We start from the raw sequence: 19,382 nt of genomic DNA, 5'->3' as shown, positions 1-19,382 counted from the left end.
GGACAGGGCGGCGCCGGCGAGGTAGACGCCCAGCATGCCGGACTGGCGGAGGGTGATGGGCGTGAAGGGCGAGAGGTCCGGCCGGCGGTGGCGGAGGCTGCGGCGCAGGGCGGCGCCGACGGCGCTCATCACCAGGGTCAGGGTGTTGGTGACGACGACGGTGTTGATGCCGGGGAGGTTGATTTCCTTGGCGGCGATGCTCTGCATGCCCATGGCGAAGGCGCCGGCGACGATGAGGACATAGAGGTGCGGGCCGAAGACGGGATGCCGCGCCACCGCCCAGAGGACGAGGACCACGGCGAGGAAGGCGGCTTCGGCGCCGATGAGCAGGCGCAGCCGGAGGGCGCGGCGGAACCGGGCGGCGGCATCGTTCAGGATGGTGCCGGCGACGCTGCCGGAGCAGTAGCCGAGCAGCGCGGCGAGCGAGCGCTGCGCGGCGAGGACGTGCCCCTGCCCCAGCGCGAGGCCGAGCAGCGCGGTGTTGCCGGTCATCGCCGAGGTGAAGACGTCGTGGAATTTCAGGAAGGCGAAGATGTCCGCGCTGCCCGAGGCGAAGGCGAGGGCGGCGAGGGTGAGATCGGCCGCGGTGAGGAAGGTGGCGTTGGCGTGGTCCATGACGGGATTATCCTGGGGAGGACCCGTCATGGACCATTGCCGCGAGGGACGCGACGCTATTCCGCCGGCGCCGTCGCGGCGCTGCGGGTGACCGCGCTGACGGCGAAGAGGACGACGATGTTGGCGATCAGCGCGATGATGCCGACATTGAAGTCCTTCAGCGGGCCGGGCAGGAAGGGCAGCAGCTTGCCGACCGAGGCGTGGCTGAAGGTCAGCCAGGCGGCGACCGCCACACCGACGACGATGCCGGCCATCGCCCCCTGCCGGGTGACGCCGGAGCGGGGGAAGAGGCTCGCGATCAGGGCGGGGAACATCTGGGTGACGAAGCTGTAGCCGACCAGCAGCAGGGTCACGATGGTGGAGTTGCCGGTCAGGGTGAAATAGACCGCCACCGCCATCACCACCGGGACCAGGCATTTGGCGAGGAAGACGACCTGGTCGTCCGAGGCGTCGCGGTTGAAGGCGCCGTAGATGTTGCGCGAGAGCAGGGTGGCGGCCGTCATCGTGATCATCGAGCCGGGGACGAGGGCGGTGAGGACGCCGGCGGCGCCGACCACGCCGACCACCCAGGGCGGCAGCGTCGCGGTGACGATCTTGAAGAGGGCGAGGTTGGTCGCCGCGCCCTTGAGGCCGGGAACCTTCAGCACCGCCGCGAAGCCGACGAAATACACGAAGAGCAGGATCAGCTGGTAGAGCGGCAGCACCATCGCGTTCTTGCGGAACACCTTCTCCTCGCGCGCGGTGTAGCAGCTGGCGAAGGAATGCGGCCACATGAAGAAGCCGAGCGCGGTCAGCAGCACGGTGGAGACGAACCACCAGACCGAGGTGCCGTGCGCGGCGAAGACGAGGAAGCCGGGCTTGGCCTTGGCGATTTGCGTGAACATCGGGCCGATGCCGCCATAGAGATGCGCCGGCAGCCAGAGGCCGAGGAAGAGGACGACGGCGAGGATCATCAGGTCCTTGGCGACGGCGGTCCAGGCGGAGCCGCGCACGCCGGAGATGATGACATAGACGGTGACGACGACGGCGCCGATGAGGACCGAGATCCAGTCCGGGATCGCGCCGTAGCTGGCGGCGGTGACGATGATGCCGAGGCCGGTGAGCTGGAGGACGAGATAGGGGATCAGCGCGACGATATCGACCAGGGAGACGACGACGCCGAGCGAGGGGCTGTCGTATTTGTGGGCGAAGAAGTCGGGCTGGGAGACGAGGTGGTGCTGCTTCGCGTAGCGCCAGACCGGCGGGAGCATGAAATAGCCGATGACGTAGGCGATGGTGCCGTAGGCGAGGATGTAATAGGCCGGCGCGCCCTGGCCGTAGGCGAAGCCGGAGGCGCCGAGGAAGGTGAAGGTGGTGTAGATTTCGCCGGCGAGCAGCAGGAAGACGAGGATGGCGCCGAAGCCGCGGTTGCCGACCGTCCATTGCTCGAGGCCCATCTCGTGGCCGGTGCGGGCGACGACGCCGAGCACGAGGGCGAAGACGGCGGACAGGGCGAGAAGAACGAGGGCGATGCTCATCGGCCGGCCCCCGCGCCGTCGCGGTTGGCGGGATCGAGCGCGTAGACGAGGGCCATGACCACCGCGGTGATCAGGATCCAGACGGTGATCCAGCCGAGGGGAAAGGGCATGCCGAGGATGAGGGGATCGACCTCGTTGTGCAGCACGGGGCCGAGCAGCATCACGATGCACGGCAATGCCGCGATCCAGTGGATGGGTTTCATGGTTGCTCCCTTGTTTATTGTGCGACGGCGTCTCCGCGCGCAGTCTGGCGCAGGCGGAGGGCGCGCCGCAAGCTTTTTATCGCGAAGGCGCAGGGAGCGGCGGCGCGGGCGCGCGGGGCGCCGCGGCGGTCAGGCCTCGACGGCGTCGAGGTCGAGCGCGTAGCCGGCGGCGCGGACGGTGCGGACCAGATCGATGTCGGTCTCGGCGTTGATGGACTTGCGCAGGCGGCGGATGTGGACGTCCACCGTGCGGGGCTCGACATGGATGTCCCGCCCCCAGACGGCGTTCAGCACGTCCTCGCGCGAGAAGACGCGGCGGGGGTGGCGCATGAAGAATTCGAGCAGGCGGAATTCGGTGGGGCCGAGATGCAGGACGCGGCCGCCGCGGGTGACGCGGTGGGTGGTGGGGTCGAGCTCGAGATCGTGGAAGACCAGCGGCGCTCTGGCCGGGGCGGTGCCGCTGCGGCGCAGCAGGGCGCGGATGCGGGCGATCAGCGCCTCGGGCGAGAAGGGCTTGGTGATGTAGTCGTCGGCCCCGGTTTCGAGGCCGCGGACGGTGTCCTGGTCCTCGGCGCGGGCGGTGAGCATGATCACCGGCAGATGGCGGGTGGAGGGCTTGCGGCGGAGCTGGCGGCAGACCTCGATGCCGGACATGGTGGGCAGCATCCAGTCCAGCAGGACGAGATCGGGCATCGCCTCGTTGATGCGGCCGAGCGCCTCGCCGCCATCGCCGGCCTCGTCGACGCGGAAGCCGGACTTCTCGAGATTGTAGCGCAGCAGGGTGACCAGCGGGGCCTCGTCCTCGACCACCAGCACAAACGGCTTCGCCGCCTCGTTCATCGCGTTGTCTCTCCTCAGGAAGCGGCGCCCGCCCCGGGGCTGGCCGAAAGGTCGCCCTTGGGCCGCGCATCGGGCAGGGTCTGGCCGGTGGCGGCGTAGTAGGTCAGCTCGGCGATGTTGGTCGCGTGGTCGCCGATGCGCTCGAGATTCTTGGCGATGAAGAGAAGATGCGTGCAGGCGGTGATGTTGCGCGGATCTTCCATCATGTAGGTGATCAGCTCGCGGAAGATCGTGGTGTAGAGATCGTCGATCATCTGGTCGGCGCGCCAGACCGAGATCGCCTTCACCGGATCGGCCTCGCCGATCGCGTCGATCGTGGACTTGAGGCTTTCCTGCACGAGGCGGGCCATCTGCGAGAGGCTGGCGAGCGGCCAGGTGGAGCCGGCCTGGTTGAGCACCAGGGTGCGCTTGGCGACGTTCGCCGCATAGTCGCCGATGCGCTCGATGTCGGTGGTGACCTTCAGCGCGGCGACGACCTGGCGGAGATCGTCGGCGACGGGCTGGCGGAGGGCGAGGACGCGGACGGCGAACTGCTCGATCGCGCGTTCGTCGGCATCGACCTTCGCGTCCATCTCGACGACGCGGGCGGCGATCGCGCTGTCATGGGTGAGAAGGGCGGTGACGGCATCGGCGAGCTCGGTCTCGACCAGGCCGCCCATCGCCGCGATCATGTCGCGCAGGCGGGCGAGATCGGCCTCGAAACTGCTCAGGATGTGCTTGCTGTCTTCGGGCATGGCCGTGCTCCTCAGCCGAACCGGCCGGTGATGTATTCCTGGGTGCGCCGCTCGCGCGGGGCGGTGAACATCTGCGTCGCGTCGGAGACCTCGATCAGCTCGCCGAGATAGAAGAAGGCGACGCGGTCGGCGCAGCGGCCGGCCTGCTGCATGTTGTGGGTGACGATGACGATGGTGAAGTCGCGCTTCAGCTCGTCGATCAGCTCCTCGATGCGCAGCGTCGAGATCGGGTCGAGGGCGGAGGTCGGCTCGTCGAGCAGGAGGACCTGCGGGCTGACCGCGATGCTGCGGGCGATGCACAGGCGCTGCTGCTGGCCGCCGGAGAGCGCGTTGGCCGAGGCGTGCAGCTTGTCCTTCACCTCGTTCCACAGCGCCGCCTTGTGCAGGGCGGATTCGACCCGCTCGTCCATCGCGCTGCGCGAGAGGCGCTCGTGCAGGCGGACGCCGAAGGCGATGTTCTCGTAGATCGATTTCGGGAAGGGCGTGGGTTTCTGGAACACCATGCCGACGCGGCGGCGCAGGCGGTTGATGTCGGTCCTCGGGTCGAGGATGTTCTCGCCGTCGAGGATCACCTCACCCTCGGCGCGCTGGCCGGGATAGAGGTCGTACATCCGGTTGAGCACGCGCAGCAGGGTGGACTTGCCGCAGCCGGAGGGGCCGATCATCGCCGTGGTCTGGCGGTCGGGGAAGTCGATCGAGACCGATTTCAGGGCCTGGGTCGCGCCGTAATAGAAGTCGAGATTGCGGATCGAGACGCGGGGTTCCATCGCCGGCTCCACGACTTCGGACTTCATGCGGGCAGCTGCGTCGGGCATCACCAAATGACCTGTTCCTCAAAACGCCGCCCGCGGCCCTTGCGGACCGCGGGACGCGCCGGCGGCATCGCCGGATGGCAGTAGCGGACTATCATGCAACCATTGTGACAGTCGCATGAAGCTTTCATGACAGCGGCCGCGGCTCAGCTCGCCGAGGGGAGCTTCGGCTGCTTCACCATCCGCAGATAGGGCTTGAGCGTGCGGAAACCCTCGGGGAAGCGCTGCTTCGCCTCCTCGTCGGAGAGCGAGGGGACGATGATCACGTCCTTGCCGTCGGTCCAGTTGACCGGGGTGGCGACCTTGTGGCCGTCGGTCAGCTGGAGGGCGTCGATCACGCGGAGGATTTCCGCGAAGTTGCGGCCCGTCGCCGGCGGGTAGGTCATGATCAGGCGGATCTTCTTCTGCGGGTCGATGATGAAGACCGAGCGGACCGTCACCGTCGGGTCGGCCGCGGGGTGGATCATGTCGTAGAGGGTGGAGACCTTGCGGTCATGATCGGCGATGACCGGGAAATTGAGCGTCTGGCCCTGGGTTTCCTCGATGTCGGCGGCCCAGCCCTTGTGGTTCTCGCCGGTGTCGACCGAGAGGCCGACGGGCTTGACGTTGCGCTTCTTCCACTCCGGCATCAGGCGCGCGGCCTCGGCCAGCTCGGTGGTGCAGACCGGGGTGAAATCCTTCGGGTGGCTGAACAGGATGCCCCAGGACGAGCCGAGATACTCGTGGAACTTCAGGCGCCCCTCGGAGCTGTCCTGTTCGAAATCCGGCGCGATCTGGCCGAGTTGAAGAGCCATGCTGGTGATCCTCCATCGCTGATGGCAAAGGGCGACGCCGCGCGGCCAGGACGGCCGGCGGCGTGCCCGACACATAGGACCGGACGCGGCGAAGCGCAAAACGCGCGGCCCTCGCCCTTTGGGGGATGGCCAACCGCGGCGGTCAGCCGCCGGCGAGGACGCGGCCGGCGACGGCGTCGAGCCGTGCCACCAGATCGGGGTCGCGCGCGGCGGGGGCGGTGATCAGCGCGTGGTCGAGCGCGTGGTCGCAGCCGGCGGTGCAGGCGGGGCGGGCGGCGCCGAGGCCGGGGACGACGGCGCGGACCAGGGCGCGGGCGCGGTCGGCATTGCCGAGCAGCACCTTGACCACCTGCTCGACCGTGACCGCCTCGTGATCCTCGTGCCAGCAATCATAGTCGGTGACCATCGCGACGGTCGCGTAGCAGAGCTCGGCCTCGCGGGCGAGCTTGGCCTCGGGCATGTTGGTCATGCCGATCACCGAGCAGCCCCAGGCGCGGTAGAGATGGCTTTCCGCCTTCGTCGAGAATTGCGGGCCTTCCATCGCGAGATAGGTGCCGCCGCGGGTCACCGGCAGGTCGAGCGCGCGGGCGGAGCGTTCCAGCGCGTCGCCCAGCCGGGCGCAGACCGGCTCGGCCATCGAGACATGGGCGACGCAGCCGGCGCCGAAGAAGCTTTTCGCGCGGGCGAAGGTGCGGTCGATGAACTGGTCGACGATGACGAAATGGCCGGGCGGCAGATCCTCGCGCAGGCTGCCGACGGCGGACATCGACAGGATGTCGGTCACGCCGGCGCGTTTCAGCGCGTCGATATTGGCGCGGTAGTTGAGGTCGGTCGGCGAGAGCTTGTGGCCGCGGCCGTGGCGCGGCAGGAACACCACCGACACGCCTTCGAGCGTGCCGAACATCAGCTCGTCCGACGCCTCGCCCCACGGCGTGGCGACGCGCTCCCAGCGCTTGTCCTCGATCCCCTCGATGTCATAGAGGCCGGAGCCGCCGATGACGCCGATGACCGGGCGGCGGGGTTCGGCCGCGCTCATGCGCGCCGCCGGCGGAAGACGACGGCGCCGAGCCCGCCGAGGACGAGCAGGAAAAGGATGGCGCCGAGGCCGCTGACCTTGCGGTCTTCCAGCTTGGGATCGGCGGTCCAGGCGAGGAATTCGGCGACGTCGTGCGCCATCTGCGCCGCGTCGGGCTGCTTGCCGTCGGCCAGCGTGACGGAGCCGGGCTTCAGCGCCGGGGGCATCGCGATCTGCCCGCCGGGGAAGGCGACGTTGTAATAGTGGTTCGGCAGCAGGGTCAGGTTCGGCGGGGCCTTGCGGTAGCCGAGCAGCAGCGACTGGACATAGGCGGCGCCGCGCGGATGGCCGGCCTCGAACAGAGAGAGGTCGGGCGGCAGGGCGCCGTGATTGGCGGCGATCGCGGCCTTCGCATCGGGGTAGGACCAGGTGATGGCGTCGTCCGGCGTGGCCTTGACCATATGCGGCTTGCCGTGGGCGTCGGTGCCGTCCGGCTGGCTGATCTGCGCGGTGATCGCCGCGATGTCCTTCTCGGAAAGGCCGATGCCGCCGAGATCGCGGTAGTGCACGAGGCTGAGCCCGTGGCAGCTCGCGCAGTCGGCGCGGTAGACGGCGAAGCCGGTCTGCAGCGCGGCCTGGCTGTAGCCGCCGAACAGCGAGTCGAAGCCGAAGCCGTTGCCGCTGGCGAGGGCCGGGCCGGCGGCGAGAAGCGCCCCGGCGGTGAGGCAGGTGGCAAGCAGGCGCCGCATCAGGCGGTCCTCCGCGAAAGCCGCGCCGGCACCTCGTGCGGGGTTTCCAGCATGGTGACCAGCGGCGTGATGATGAGGAAATGGGCGAAGGCGTAGATCGCGGTGATGTCGGTCACCGCGGGCCAGAGGCCGCGCGCGGGCTCGCTGGCGGCGATGCCGAGGAGGACGAGATCGACCGCGAGCAGGATCAGGAAGCCGGCATAGACCGGGCGGTAGCGGCCGCTCGCCACCGTGCCGCGATCGAGCCAGGGCAGCGCGCCGAGCAGCAGGAAGGCCGCGACGGTGAGCAGCAGGCCGCCGCCGGGCGAGCCGCCCATGCGGGCGAAGCCGTGGAAGACCAGCAGGTACCAGGGCGGGGTGACCCGCACCGGGATGGCCAGCGCCGCCGGCAGGAGCGGGGTTTTCGGCGTGCCGAGGCCGGGGGCGAAGGCGAGGATGGCGGCGAAGATCAGCGCGAAGATCAGGAAGGCGGTGAAATACTGGCCGGCCTGGGCGGAGCGGGGCAGCAGGTCGCGCGGGTCGGGGGTGGCGATGCCGTCGGGGTTGGCGGGCGGGGCGGCGCGGGAGGCGGCGATGGTGAGGGCGGCGATCAGCAGGACGAGGAAGCCGATCGCCTCATGCGCCATCGCGATGCGCGGGCCGGTGGCGGCCGTGAGGCCGGCGCCGCCGAGAAAGGCGGGGCCGACAAGATGGCCGAACAGCGGAATGGCGGCGAGATGCGCCTGCATGATCAGCAGCGCGCCCTGGGCGGCGGGGCTGCCGGTCATCGCGAAGCCGAGGAAGCCGACCGCCATGCAGGCGAAGAGACGCACGATCCCGATGATCCAGGCGAGTTCGCGGCCGTTGCGGTAGGTGCCGTAGAAGGCGCCGCGGAACAGTTCGACGAACAGCACGCCGAACAGCATGGTGGTGCCGACGCGGTGCAGGTCGCGGATCAGCCAGCCATAGGGGACGTTGCGGGTGTAGTCGGCGATCGACCGCGCGGCGCCGGACAGGCTCGGCTGGTAGGCGAGGCCGAGCCAGATGCCCGAGAGCGTCAGCACCGCGAGGGCGACGCCGACCAGCGGGCCGACCGACCAGGAGAGCGGCTGGCTGGCGGGGACCAGGCCATCGCTCCAGTGGCGGCGATAGACGGCGCAGAGCGGCAGGCGGGCCTCGAACCAGCCGGGTTTCGTGTCGGTGCTCATGTCAGCGCAACTGGTTCATCATGGCCGGGGCGAGCGGCGCGGGGGCTGGCCCGGAGCGGGAGGGCGCGAGGGCGGCGGCGAAGCACCAGAGCAGGACGACGAGCCCCATCACCGAAATCGTGGCAAAAATGATCCGCAGGGAATCGAGCTGCCCGCCGTCTCCCTGTCCGCCGCCATGCGCGCCGGCATCCGCTTGCGTTGCCATGAGCTGTCTCCGTGACCAACCTGTTGCCTCTGGATGACCGCAAACCGCATAAAATTCAATCCCGTCCGGCCGGCGGGAGGGGTTGCGCGCGCTGGAAGGGGGGCGGCGATGCTGTATAAGTCGGGCATGAATGATCGTTCCGCACCGAATCCGCCCGCCCCCGCCCACGAGGCGCTGAAACCGGCGGCGAGCGAGTGGTTCCGCACGCTGCGCGACCGCATCTGCGCCGCCTTCGAGGCGATCGAGGACGCGCATGGGGGAATGCTGGCGGACCGCGCGCCGGGCCGCTTCGCCCGCACGCCCTGGACGCGCGCGCCGGACGGGCAGAACCGGCTGGAGGGCGGCGGCGAGATGAGCCTGATGCGCGGCCGGGTGTTCGAGAAGGTGGGGGTGAACATCTCGGTGGTGGGCGGCGCGTTCAGCCCGGACTTCGCGAAGAACATTCCCGGCGCGGCGGAGGACCCGCGCTTCTGGGCGGCGGGGATCAGCCTGGTGGCGCACATGCACTCGCCGCGCGTGCCGGCGGCGCACATGAACACGCGGATGATCGTGACGACGAAGGGATGGTTCGGCGGCGGCGGCGATCTCACCCCGTTGCAGCCGGGGACGGCGGCGGCGAAGGAGGACGCGGCGCTGTTCCACGACGCGTTCCGGGCGGCGTGCGACAGATACGATCCCGACTACTACCCGCGCTTCAGCAAATGGTGCGACGAGTATTTCTACCTGCCGCATCGCGGCGAGACGCGGGGTGCGGGGGGGATTTTCTACGATTACCTGGAGACCGAGCCGGAGCGGCATTTTGCTTTCACCCGCGATGTCGGCCTCGCGTTTCTGGAATCCTATCCCGCGATCGTGCGGCGGCGGATGGACGAGGCGTGGACGCCGGAGGAACGCGAGGCGCAGCTGGTGCGGCGGGGGCGGTATGTCGAGTTCAACCTGCTCTATGACCGCGGCACCACGTTCGGGCTGAAGACCGGCGGCAATACCGAGGCGATCCTGATGAGCATGCCGCCCGAGGTCAAATGGCCGTGATGGCGGCGTGAGGGCGTGGTGGTCCGGCACGGCGGGGGAGCTCGCCGCGGCGGCGCCGGAGGCGGTGATCGGCGCCCTCGCCCGCCGGCTGGTCGAGACCCATGCGCTCAACCATGAGGAGCAGATCCGCGCCTGGCGGGCGCAGCTGCCGATCCTGACCGCGGCGCTGGCCGGGTGCCCGGGCTGGCGGGTGTTGCTGGAATATCCGCTGATCCGGCTGGGGCGGCGGATCGATGCCGTTGTGCTGGGAGAGCGCGGGATTTTCGTGCTCGAATTCAAGATCGGGGCGGCGCGGTTCGCCAATGCCGACCGGTTGCAGGTGGAGGATTACGCGCTCGACCTGTTCGATTTTCACGCCGAGAGCCGGCGCCATCCGATCGTGCCGGTGCTGGTCGCCCCGGACGCGCCGGCGCGCGCGGCGACCCCGCCGCTGCTGGCCCAGCCGATCATGCCGGTGATGGAGGCGAATGCCGCATCGCTCGGCGGGCTGATCGCGGCGACCGAGGCGATGCTGCCGGCGCCGGCGGCGGCGATCGACGCGGCGGCCTGGGAGGCGGGGGCGTATCGGCCGGTGCCGACCATCGTCGAGGCGGCGACCATGCTCTATCGCCGGCACGGGGTGGAGGAGATCGCCGCGGCGCGGGCGGATGTGAGCAACCTGACGCGGACGACCGAGGCGATCGGCCGCGCGGTGGACCGGGCGCTGGCGGCGGGCGAGCGGGTTGTGGTGTTCGTCACCGGGATTCCGGGCGCGGGCAAGACGCTGTGCGGGCTGAACACGGTGTTCCGCAGCGCCGCACCTGCGGCGTTCCTGACCGGCAACCTGCCGCTCGTGCATGTGCTGCGCGAGGCGCTGGCGCGGGATGCGAAGGGCCCCGGCATGTCGCTGCGGGCGGCGAACCACCGGCTGGACAGCGCGATCCAGCCGCTGCTCGGCTTTCTGCGCGACAACGTGCCGCGCGCGGCGGCGCCGCATGAGCGGGTGATCGTGTTCGACGAGGCGCAGCGGGCATGGGACGCGGCCTTCGGGCAGCGCAAGTTCCAGCTCGATGACAGCGAGGCCGGGCTGTTTCTCGACATCATGGCGCGGCACGAGGGCGGGGCGGCGATCGTGGCGCTGGTGGGCAACGGACAGGAGATCAATACCGGCGAGGCGGGGCTGGCCTCGTGGGGCGAGGCGCTGGCGCGGCGGCCGGGCTGGCGGATCGTCGGGCCGGAGGGGGTGATCGGCCATCCCGATCCGGCGCGGCGGCTGGCGGATGCGGCGCCGGCGGGGATGGAGATCGATCCGGCGCTGCATCTGGATGTCAGCGTGCGGCAGGTGCGCTCGGCCGCCGCCGCGGCGTGGATCGACGCGGTGCTGGACGGGCGGGCGGAGATGGCGGCGGGGATCGCTTCTGCCGCGGGCGGGGTGCCGTTCCGGATCACGCGGTCGCTCGACGCGATGCGGGCGGCGCTGCGGGGGGCCTCGCGCGGGACGCGGCGGGCCGGGCTCGTGTGCAGCGCCGGGGCGAAGCGGCTGCGGGCGGAGGGGCTGTCGGCCGATTTTCCGCATATGGACCGGCAGGCGGTGGCGAGCTGGTTCCTCAATGCCTGGCCGGACGTGCGCGCCTCGGACGCGCTGGAGGCGCCGGCGACGCAATATGCCTGCCAGGGGCTGGAGATCGACAATGTCGGCCTGTGCTGGGGCGGCGACCTGATCCGCCCGCCCGTCGGGGATGGATGGCTGGCGCGGCGCTTTCGCGGCACGCGGTGGGAGGAGATCCGCCATAAGGAGGCAGCCTCCTGGCAGGTGAATACCTATCGGGTGCTGCTCTCCCGCGCGCGCTATGAAACGGTGATTTTTGTTCCGCCCGGCGATGCGGGGGATGCGACACGGCCGCCGGCGGAGTTCGACCGGATCGCGGCGTTTCTGACGGCGGCGGGCGCGGCGCCGCTGGCGGTGGATGCGCGGGCGGAGTCCCCTGCCCCGCTGCTTTTCGGCTGACGCGCCGGGGCGGGATCCGCAACCCGGTGGATGGCCGGGCGACCAGCCGGATGCGGGTGCCCGGAAACGCCCGCGTCGATCATGCCGACCCGTCATCGGGCGCGGGGACCAGCACCACGGCAGCGAGATTCACGCGGCGTTTGCCACCAGAGGTGGCGCTCGCCAAAAATTAGTTTCACATATTATTTTTATGTAACATATTCATATAATTAACTTTTTTATACTCCTTGTAAATTGTCTAATTCTTTTATACCTCTGCCCTCCAGAGAAGAGACTGAGGAGGTCATGGCAACCGGGACGCGAGGCCTCAGGCTTTCACGGGAGCATCATCCGACCGGATGGAGTCGTCCGATCGGGTGAGGATGCTGTGTTTTTCGACATGATCGAGCACGGCCTCCGATCCGGGAGGATCGGGACGTGCTCTGGACAGTCTATCGCCGGCAGTTTTCGCCCTGCAGAAATGAAATAGGCCCAAAGCTGTTCGAACAATGGATACTCCTGCAATAAATCGCGATGCTTTTGTATCGTATGCTCAGAATTTTGAGGATGTCATACTTTGGCGCGCTCTGAGACATGTGTCGCCGGGCCGCTATATCGATATCGGCGCGCAGGATCCGATCGTCGATTCGGTGAGCCTCGCCTTCTACGAGCGTGGCTGGCGCGGCGTTCATGTCGAGCCGGATCCGGCCTATGCCGAGCAGCTTCGCAAGGCGCGCCCTGACGAGACCGTCATGCAGGCTGCCGTCAATACGGCGGGCGGGACGATACCCCTGTTCGAAATTCCCGGCACCGGCCTGAGCACCGGCGTCTCCTCGATCGCCGAGACGCATCGGGAGCAAGGCTTCGACGTCCGCCGCATCGATGTGCCGGCTATCCCCTTGTCACAGGTGCTCGGCACATTCGCGGGCGAGGAGGTGCACTGGCTCAAGATCGATGTCGAGGGCATGGAAAGCGAGGTCATCGAGAGCTGGGCGCCGTCGGACGTGAGGCCGTGGATCGTCGTCGTCGAAAGCACGTATCCGAACACCTCCACCCCGTCCTTCTCCGCCTGGGAAGATCGGCTGACCGGGCTGGGATATGACCTGGTCTATCGTGACGGGCTCAATAACTTCTACCTCAGTCACGGCCACCCGGAACTTCGGGTTCACTTCGAGGTTCCCCCCAACGTGTTCGACAATTTCACACTGGGCGGGCGCGCCTCGTCGACGATATGCCATCACGTGCTTGGCGAGGCCGCTGCCGAACGCAAGGCGCTGCAGGACAGACTCGACGCGGAGGAAAGCGGCAGCGCGGCGCTTCGGCTACGGATCACCTCGCTTCAGCAGCAGATCACCTCCCTGCATGAACAAGTCGCCTCGCTTCAGCAGCAGGTCAACGCGGGCGAGGATGAATTGGCAAAGGCGCGGAGGAGGGCCGACCTGATCGAGACGCATCTGCGCCAGACGCTGGAGCGGGCCAGCCAGGCCGAAACGCGATCGGCCGAAATCCAGCAGGCGGCCGCGCAGATACATGCGAAATTGAACGACGCGTTGCGGCAGATCGACCATAGGGACCAGTTGCTGATCGAGGCGCGAAGCGAGATCCGGCAGATTTATGCGAGCCGTTCGTGGCGCGTCACGAACGGCCCCCGGGTGGCCGCGGCAAGGCTGCGCTGGGTCAGGGACGGAAGCTATGCCTGGGTCACGTTGACCCCGGGCAGCCGGCCGAGACGCATCGCGCGGGGGCTCGTGCATTCCCTCTCCCACTGGGTTCGGCAGGATCCGCGGCGGCGGGCACTGGCCGTCCGGGTCCTCGGCCATATGCCGGGTGTACAGCGGAAACTTTCCGCAGCCCTCCGCTCGTCCCAAAGATCCGCGGCCTTTCCGGAAGCGGCCGAGATGTCGGCGCGGGCGCAGAAGATTCATCTCTGGATTCATTCCTGACGGCATTCACGCGAACGAAAGATTTGCATCATGCGGATTGTCCTGGACCTGCAGGGCGCACAGAGCGCCAGCCGCCTTCGCGGGATCGGCCGGTATTCGCTCAGCTTCGCGCAAGCGCTCGTGCGCAACAATGCAGGCCATGACATCATCATTGCCCTGAGCGCGCTGTTTCCCGAAACGATCCAGCCGATCCGTCGCGCCTTCGACAACCTGCTGCCGGCCGGGAATATCGTTGTCTGGGATGCGCCCGGCCCGGTCGCCGCCATTGATCCCTCGAATGCCGAACGGCGGGATCTTGCCGAACTGGTCCGCGAGGCCTTCCTGGCGTCGCTCAACCCGGACATCGTGCATGTCACCAGCCTGTTCGAAGGTTACATCGATGACGCGGTGACCAGCATCGCACGCCACGGCGCGGGCTGTCCGGTCAGCGTCACGCTCTACGACCTCATTCCGCTGCTGAACGCCGACCGCTTCCTCGACCCCGATCCCCGCTATGCGGAATACTACAGACAGAAAATCGGCTATCTGAAAAAGGCGTCGCTGCTACTGGCGATTTCCCGATCGGCCGCATCGGAGGCGGTTGATCATCTTGGGCGGGACGAGGCACAGGTCATCCCCGTCGGAACCGGCAGCGATGGTCACTTCCGCAAGACCGAGCTTCGGCCGGTCGAACGCGATGCCGTGCTGGCCAGCATGGGCCTTGATCATCCCTTTTTCCTGTATGTCAGCTCACCGGACGTTCACAAGAATCACAAGCGCCTGATCGAGGCGTTTGCCCGCCTTCCCGCAGCGGTGCGCGACACGCACCAGCTGGCCTTCGTCGGTGATTTTTCGATCTTCGGCCGGCAGGACTTCGAGACCCATGCCGCGCGCAGCGGCCTCCGGCCGGGACGTCTGGTGCTTCTCGATTCGGTGTCCGACAGCGATCTCAATACGCTTTACAACCTGTCGCAGGGGTTCATCATGCCGTCCTGGCATGAAGGCTTCGGCCTGCCGGCGGTCGAGGCCATGTTGTGCGGGCGCGCGACGATCGGCAGCCGGGCATCGAGCCTGCCCGAGGTGATCGGGCGCGACGACGCGCTCTTCGATCCGTTCGACGTCGATGACATGTGCCGGGTGATCCATCGGCTGGCCACGGATGATGAATGGCGCCGCGAACTCGAAGCGCACGCCGCCGTCCAGTCCCGGCTGTTCACCTGGGACAATGTGGCCCGGAAGACGTTTCAGGCGTTCGAAAGCCTGCGCCCGGCTGCCGGATCCGGCGTTGCGCCCGATCCATTGCCGCAACGCAAGAGCCGCCTTGCCTTCGTGTCCCCGCTTCCGCCGGAGCGCAGCGGCATCAGCGACTACAGCGCCGACCTGCTGCCGGCGCTTGCGCGACATTACGACATCGATCTGATTTCCAGCCAGGCGCTCGTCGGCACCGAGATAGCCGGCGGGGCTATGCCGGTTAGATCCGTCGACTGGTTTCACGATCATGCGGGCGAATTCGATCGTATCGTGTACCAGTTCGGCAACTCGCCATTGCACGCGCACATGGTTGATCTGCTCGAACAATTTCCGGGCGTCGTTGTCTTGCATGATTTCTATCTCTCGTCGCTTCAGGCCTATCGAGCCGGTCACGATCAACGAAAGCTGTTCGATGCGCTGCGGCGCGATCATGGCATTGCCGTGGCCTGCGACTGGATCGCCGGCGGGGACGGCGCGGCCGTCGAGACCTATCCGCTGAACCTGCAAATCCTGCAGGACGCGCTTGGCATCATCGTGCATAGCGAACACTCGAAGGCCCTGGCGGATCATTGGTACGGGGACTCCAGTTCTGCTGGCTGGAATGTCATCCCGCTCGTGCGGACGCCCGTTGTTGATGCGTCACGGGACAAGGCCAGAACGCAACTCGGTCTCGGGGAGGATGATCTTCTGGTATGCTCGTTCGGATTTCTCGATCCGACCAAGCTCAATCATCGCCTTCTCGAAGCCTGGCTCGACAGTCCTGTCGCGTCCAGGCCGGGAGCGAGACTGGTGTTCGTGGGGGAGAATCACGGCGCGGCCTATGGCAGGGCGCTGCTCGATCGCATCGCGCAGGCCGGCGCGTGGGAGGCCGTGCAGATCACCGGCTGGGGCGATCGCCCGCTGTTTCAGACCTACCTCGCCGCCGCCGATATTGCGGTCCAGCTGCGGGCGAATACGCTTGGCGAGACCTCGGCCTCCGTGCTCGATTGCATGAATCACGGCATTCCGACCATCGTGAATGCCCGTGGCGCGATGGGGGAGCTCGACCGCTCGGCCGTCTGGATGCTCCAGGATGAGTTCGACCAGGCGGACCTAGTCGACGCCCTGAACACGCTGGCCAACGACGCCGATCGCAGGCGCGTTCTGGGAGACCGGGCAAGATCCGTCATTCGCGAGCGGCACGCGCCCGCGATCTGCGCCGCACTTTATGAACGGGCCATCGAGGATGCTTACGGACGCGCCGATCGGGGCCTTTACGGCTTGATCCGGTCATTGAAGACGCAGCCGATACCATCCGGCGAGGGCTCCCGCCTCGCGACCTCGCTGGCCAGAAACTTCCCGGCACACCCTCGTCATCCGCAATTACTGGTCGATGTATCGATTCTGGTGCATACCGATCTGCGAACCGGAATTCAGCGTGTCGTCCGGGCAATATTGCTGGAGTGGCTTACCAATCCTCCTCTTGGTTGGAAAATCGAGCCAGTTTATGCAACCGTGGATATGCTCGGCTATCGGTATGCCAGACAATTCACCAGCCGCCTTCTAGGAATCGAAAAGGTTGACTTAGAAGATGATGCTGTAGAAGCCTGGCCCGGAGACGTACTTTTTACTCTTGATTTTGCTTGGCATATTGTTGTTTTTCAACAGAAATATTTGCAGACATGGCACAATAGAGGCGTAAAAATTTGGTTCATGGTTTATGATTTGCTTCCGGTACTCATGCCACACGTTTTCCCCGACGGCAGTGGTGAAGGTCACGAACAATGGCTAACTGCCATCAGCCAATTTGACGGTATTGTCTGTATCTCGGAAGCTGTTGCGGAAGAGATGAAAACGTGGGCTAAATCGGCACTGACGCTGGACAAACTCCCGCGGATCGAGTGGATTCATCTCGGCGCCGATATTGAACGCTCGGCCCCGACGACCGGGTTTCCGGATGGCGCCGAGCGGATCCTGTCCACGATTCGCGGCCGCCCGACATTCCTGATGGTGGGCACGATCGAGCCGCGCAAGGGTCATCTCCAGACGATCGCCGCCTTCGAGCTGCTCTGGGCGAAGGGCGTCGATGTCAACCTGGTCATTGTGGGACACGAGGGCTGGAAGCTGGTACCCGATATTCAGCGGCGGACGATCCCCCGCATCGTGAGCACGCTGCGCCAGCATCCCGAGCGCGGCGAGAGGCTCTTCTGGCTCGATGGAATCAGCGACGAATATCTCGAGGCGATCTATGAAGCGAGTTCATGCCTGATCGCCGCCAGCGAGGGTGAGGGGTTTGGCCTGCCGTTGATCGAAGCGGCGCAGCACGGACTGCCGGTGCTGGCGCGCGACATTCCGGTATTCCGCGAAGTGGCGGGCGAGCATGCCACCTATTTCTCGGGTCTCGATGCCGCAGATCTGGCGGAAGCCGTTCAGGGCTGGCTGGAGGACGCGCAGAGAGAGCGCATTCCGGACCCCACCTCGATCACCTGGCACACATGGCAGGAGGCCGCGCGCAGGATTGCCCGGCATCTCGGCGTCATCACGGAAGAGTGACGGCCGCCGGACAACCGCGCCGCAGGCGCGTCAACCGCCGGCCCCGGTTGCTGTCCTGATTTCGGCTGAATTCGCCTCGGCCACGGCGGAACGACAGCGCGGCCGATGGCATCGTTCAATCGAAAGCCGCTCAAAATATTCCATTAGATCATGATATTGGAACCATTCGTGCAATTTGCATGATTTCGCACTGAATGATACGGCCGATGTGGACCCCCGAACCGAGGTTTCGATGAAGGCTGACGAACCACGCGTTGCCGTTCTGATTCCCTGTTTCAACGAGGAAGTGGCCATTTCCAGCGTGATACATGCCTTTCAGAGCGCCTTGCCCGATGCCACGATCTACGTTTTCGACAACAACTCGACCGACGATACGGCGACGATCGCCCGACAGGCCGGCGCGGTGGTGCGGCACGAGCCGCTTCAGGGCAAAGGTTACGTCGTCCGCCGCATGTTCCGCGACATCGAGGCCGATCTCTATGTGATGGCGGATGGCGACGATACCTATGATGCGGCGCTGGCGCCGGCGATGATCCGCCGCGCCCGGACCGGCCCGTTCGATCTGGTGAACTGCATACGGCGCCAGACGGACGATGCCGCCTACCGGGACGGGCACCGCTTCGGCAATCTTTTGCTCACGGGGGCAGTGCGGATGATCTTCGGCGACCGTGTCGAAGACATGCTGTCGGGATACAAGGTTCTGTCCCGGCGGTTCGTGAAGTCGTTTCCGGTGCTGTCCACGGGCTTCGATATCGAGACGGAATTGACGGTTCACGCCCTGGAACTGGCTCTCCCGATCGCGCATGTCGAAGGGGCGTATCGGCCGCGGCCCCCCGGATCGGTGAGCAAGCTCCGCACCTGGAGCGATGGCTGGCGCATCCTGCGCCTGATCGTCAGGCTGCTGCGCCACGAGAGGCCGCTGGCGTTTTTCGGCGCGCTTGCCGTGTTCGCGTTCGCGCTGGCGCTCCGGCTCGCTGCACCGCTGATCGCCACCTATCTGCACACGGGCCTGGTTCCGCGGCTACCGACCGCCGTTCTGGCGACGGGCATCGTGATTGCCGGCGCCCTGAGCCTGACGACCGGACTGATCCTGGACACGGTGACGCGAGGCCGCCGCGAGACGAGGCTGCTTGCCTATCTTCATCATGCCCCGCCGGGCGATTTGCTGGCTGACGCGCCCAGGGCCTGAACCGTCAAACAAGAGAGCACGATACATGCAAGCCCCTGCAAGCACGGCGCCAAATTCGCAGAAGAGCCGATATCTTTTTCTCGCGCCTGCCGTCATTTTCATTAACGCCGCCCTGCTATGCGGCATCTCTCTTCGGCTTGGCGCTGATCTGAACTGGGATTTGCTGAATTATCATTTTCTCAATGGCTATCTCTGGCTGCACGGCAAGATTTTTTCAGATTCGATCTGCACGGTGCAGTCTTACCTGGATCCACTATTGAATTCGTTTTACTATATCCTGATAGATCATTTTTCTCCCCTCGCGGTGAATTTGATCATTGCCAGCCTGCAATCCCTGTCCCTGTCGGCGGTATGGTTGCTCTGCTTTCGCATGACCGAACACGGTTTCGGCATGTTCCAGCGGATCATGCTTTCATCGATCGCAACACTGGCCGCATTGATCAGCCCTGTCTTCTGGTCCGAAATCGGCGGCACGATGGGCGACACGCTTCTGGATACGCCCATCATCATCGCACTCTGGTGTATCCTCGAAGGTCTCAGGGACAGAAGGCTGTTGTTTTTTGGAATTGCCGGCGCGCTCGTCGGCTTTGCCTGCGGCTTGAAATTCACCAATATGGTGTACGCCCTGGCGGTCGCCGGCGCCTTGATCCTGACGGGCATATTCGAGTCGCCATCAAAAATCCGGGGCATTCTTCTGAATGCATTTGTATTCTCGGCGTATTCGGCTGTCGCGTTTCTGGCGACCTATGGATATTTCGGCTGGCAGATGTGGTCGCATTTCCGCAACCCGATTTTTCCCTATTTCAACAACATCTTTCA

General features: G+C 66.4%; 17 protein-coding genes. 6 read left to right on the top strand and 11 right to left on the bottom strand.

The genetic code is table 11. The features are described from left to right. From APM_RS17260 to APM_RS17210, 11 genes are all read right to left on the bottom strand, one after another. Nucleotides 1–615: YoaK family protein (locus APM_RS17260; RefSeq protein ID WP_007424680.1), on the bottom strand; the 615-nt coding region annotated here is incomplete at its 3' end. Nucleotides 616–671: 56 nt separating this feature from the next. Beyond that, nucleotides 672–2,132 (bottom strand): sodium:solute symporter, encoded by a 1,461-nt coding sequence (locus tag APM_RS17255; RefSeq protein WP_007424679.1) that lies wholly within the window; start codon nucleotides 2,130–2,132, stop codon nucleotides 672–674. Continuing rightward, on the bottom strand, nucleotides 2,129–2,335 hold the full coding sequence (locus tag APM_RS17250) for a DUF3311 domain-containing protein (RefSeq protein ID WP_007424678.1): 207 nt from the start codon (nucleotides 2,333–2,335) through the stop codon (nucleotides 2,129–2,131). The genes APM_RS17255 and APM_RS17250 overlap by 4 nt, the downstream gene beginning before the upstream one ends. 129 nt (nucleotides 2,336–2,464) lie before the next feature. Further along, a complete protein-coding gene (phoB, locus tag APM_RS17245) occupies nucleotides 2,465–3,175 on the bottom strand; it encodes a phosphate regulon transcriptional regulator PhoB (RefSeq protein ID WP_007424677.1) in 711 nt (236 codons plus the stop codon). Between the two features lie 14 nt (nucleotides 3,176–3,189). After that, a complete protein-coding gene (phoU, locus tag APM_RS17240) occupies nucleotides 3,190–3,909 on the bottom strand; it encodes a phosphate signaling complex protein PhoU (protein WP_007424676.1) in 720 nt (239 codons plus the stop codon). Between the two features lie 11 nt (nucleotides 3,910–3,920). Further along, nucleotides 3,921–4,703 (bottom strand): phosphate ABC transporter ATP-binding protein PstB, encoded by a 783-nt coding sequence (gene pstB / locus APM_RS17235; RefSeq protein WP_035188080.1) that lies wholly within the window; start codon nucleotides 4,701–4,703, stop codon nucleotides 3,921–3,923. 164 nt (nucleotides 4,704–4,867) lie between these two features. Beyond that, nucleotides 4,868–5,515: a peroxiredoxin gene (locus APM_RS17230; protein WP_007424674.1), complete on the bottom strand. Its 648-nt coding sequence runs from the start codon at nucleotides 5,513–5,515 to the stop codon at nucleotides 4,868–4,870. Between the two features lie 142 nt (nucleotides 5,516–5,657). Continuing rightward, a complete protein-coding gene (locus tag APM_RS17225; RefSeq protein WP_007424673.1) occupies nucleotides 5,658–6,551 on the bottom strand; it encodes an S-methyl-5'-thioadenosine phosphorylase in 894 nt (297 codons plus the stop codon). Then, nucleotides 6,548–7,279 (bottom strand): cytochrome c1, encoded by a 732-nt coding sequence (locus APM_RS17220; protein WP_007424672.1) that lies wholly within the window; start codon nucleotides 7,277–7,279, stop codon nucleotides 6,548–6,550. Before APM_RS17220 ends, APM_RS17225 begins: the two co-directional genes overlap by 4 nt. Continuing rightward, nucleotides 7,279–8,466 carry a cytochrome b N-terminal domain-containing protein gene (locus APM_RS17215; RefSeq protein WP_007424671.1) on the bottom strand — a complete coding sequence of 396 codons (1,188 nt, stop codon included), beginning with the start codon at nucleotides 8,464–8,466 and terminating at the stop codon, nucleotides 7,279–7,281. The genes APM_RS17220 and APM_RS17215 overlap by 1 nt, the downstream gene beginning before the upstream one ends. Before the next feature lies 1 nt (nucleotide 8,467). Further along, nucleotides 8,468–8,671: a hypothetical protein gene (locus APM_RS17210; RefSeq protein ID WP_013641123.1), complete on the bottom strand. Its 204-nt coding sequence runs from the start codon at nucleotides 8,669–8,671 to the stop codon at nucleotides 8,468–8,470. A gap of 108 nt (nucleotides 8,672–8,779) precedes the next feature. Here APM_RS17210 and hemF point away from each other — a divergent pair, with 108 nt between their 5' ends. From hemF to APM_RS17180, 6 genes are all read left to right on the top strand, one after another. Continuing rightward, nucleotides 8,780–9,703: an oxygen-dependent coproporphyrinogen oxidase gene (hemF, locus tag APM_RS17205; RefSeq protein ID WP_082468626.1), complete on the top strand. Its 924-nt coding sequence runs from the start codon at nucleotides 8,780–8,782 to the stop codon at nucleotides 9,701–9,703. Nucleotides 9,704–9,710: 7 nt separating this feature from the next. Continuing rightward, nucleotides 9,711–11,690, top strand: coding sequence for a DUF2075 domain-containing protein (locus tag APM_RS17200; RefSeq protein WP_007424669.1), 1,980 nt, complete (start codon nucleotides 9,711–9,713; stop codon nucleotides 11,688–11,690). A 488-nt stretch (nucleotides 11,691–12,178) separates the two neighbouring features. Then, the gene (locus APM_RS17195) at nucleotides 12,179–13,612 is read left to right on the top strand and encodes an FkbM family methyltransferase (protein ID WP_007424668.1); all 1,434 of its coding nucleotides are present in this window, start codon (nucleotides 12,179–12,181) and stop codon (nucleotides 13,610–13,612) included. Between the two features lie 30 nt (nucleotides 13,613–13,642). Then, nucleotides 13,643–17,374: a glycosyltransferase gene (locus APM_RS17190; RefSeq protein ID WP_007424667.1), complete on the top strand. Its 3,732-nt coding sequence runs from the start codon at nucleotides 13,643–13,645 to the stop codon at nucleotides 17,372–17,374. A 232-nt stretch (nucleotides 17,375–17,606) separates the two neighbouring features. Continuing rightward, nucleotides 17,607–18,563: a glycosyltransferase family 2 protein gene (locus tag APM_RS17185; protein ID WP_039889127.1), complete on the top strand. Its 957-nt coding sequence runs from the start codon at nucleotides 17,607–17,609 to the stop codon at nucleotides 18,561–18,563. Nucleotides 18,564–18,588: 25 nt separating this feature from the next. Further along, on the top strand, nucleotides 18,589–19,382 hold a 794-nt coding region (locus APM_RS17180; protein WP_007424665.1), incomplete at its 3' end, for a glycosyltransferase family 39 protein.

The sequence above is a fragment of the Acidiphilium sp. PM genome (assembly GCF_000219295.1).
In the GTDB taxonomy this organism is placed as follows: Bacteria; Pseudomonadota; Alphaproteobacteria; order Acetobacterales; family Acetobacteraceae; genus Acidiphilium; species Acidiphilium multivorum.
This window is presented reverse-complemented; position numbering and strand designations above follow the sequence as displayed.

Excerpts from the sequence above, each read along its gene's own strand:
- APM_RS17255 (WP_007424679.1), bottom strand. The coding sequence starts at position 2,132 with ATGAGCATCGCCCTCGTTCTTCTCGCCCTGTCCGCCGTCTTCGCCCTC.
- APM_RS17250 (WP_007424678.1), bottom strand. The coding sequence starts at position 2,335 with ATGAAACCCATCCACTGGATCGCGGCATTGCCGTGCATCGTGATGCTG.
- phoB (WP_007424677.1), bottom strand. The coding sequence starts at position 3,175 with ATGAACGAGGCGGCGAAGCCGTTTGTGCTGGTGGTCGAGGACGAGGCC.
- phoU (WP_007424676.1), bottom strand. The coding sequence starts at position 3,909 with ATGCCCGAAGACAGCAAGCACATCCTGAGCAGTTTCGAGGCCGATCTC.
- pstB (WP_035188080.1), bottom strand. The coding sequence starts at position 4,703 with ATGAAGTCCGAAGTCGTGGAGCCGGCGATGGAACCCCGCGTCTCGATC.
- APM_RS17230 (WP_007424674.1), bottom strand. The coding sequence starts at position 5,515 with ATGGCTCTTCAACTCGGCCAGATCGCGCCGGATTTCGAACAGGACAGC.
- APM_RS17225 (WP_007424673.1), bottom strand. The coding sequence starts at position 6,551 with ATGAGCGCGGCCGAACCCCGCCGCCCGGTCATCGGCGTCATCGGCGGC.
- APM_RS17220 (WP_007424672.1), bottom strand. The coding sequence starts at position 7,279 with ATGCGGCGCCTGCTTGCCACCTGCCTCACCGCCGGGGCGCTTCTCGCC.
- APM_RS17215 (WP_007424671.1), bottom strand. The coding sequence starts at position 8,466 with ATGAGCACCGACACGAAACCCGGCTGGTTCGAGGCCCGCCTGCCGCTC.
- APM_RS17210 (WP_013641123.1), bottom strand. The coding sequence starts at position 8,671 with ATGGCAACGCAAGCGGATGCCGGCGCGCATGGCGGCGGACAGGGAGAC.
- hemF (WP_082468626.1), top strand. The coding sequence starts at position 8,780 with ATGCTGTATAAGTCGGGCATGAATGATCGTTCCGCACCGAATCCGCCC.
- APM_RS17195 (WP_007424668.1), top strand. The coding sequence starts at position 12,179 with ATGGATACTCCTGCAATAAATCGCGATGCTTTTGTATCGTATGCTCAG.
- APM_RS17190 (WP_007424667.1), top strand. The coding sequence starts at position 13,643 with ATGCGGATTGTCCTGGACCTGCAGGGCGCACAGAGCGCCAGCCGCCTT.
- APM_RS17185 (WP_039889127.1), top strand. The coding sequence starts at position 17,607 with ATGAAGGCTGACGAACCACGCGTTGCCGTTCTGATTCCCTGTTTCAAC.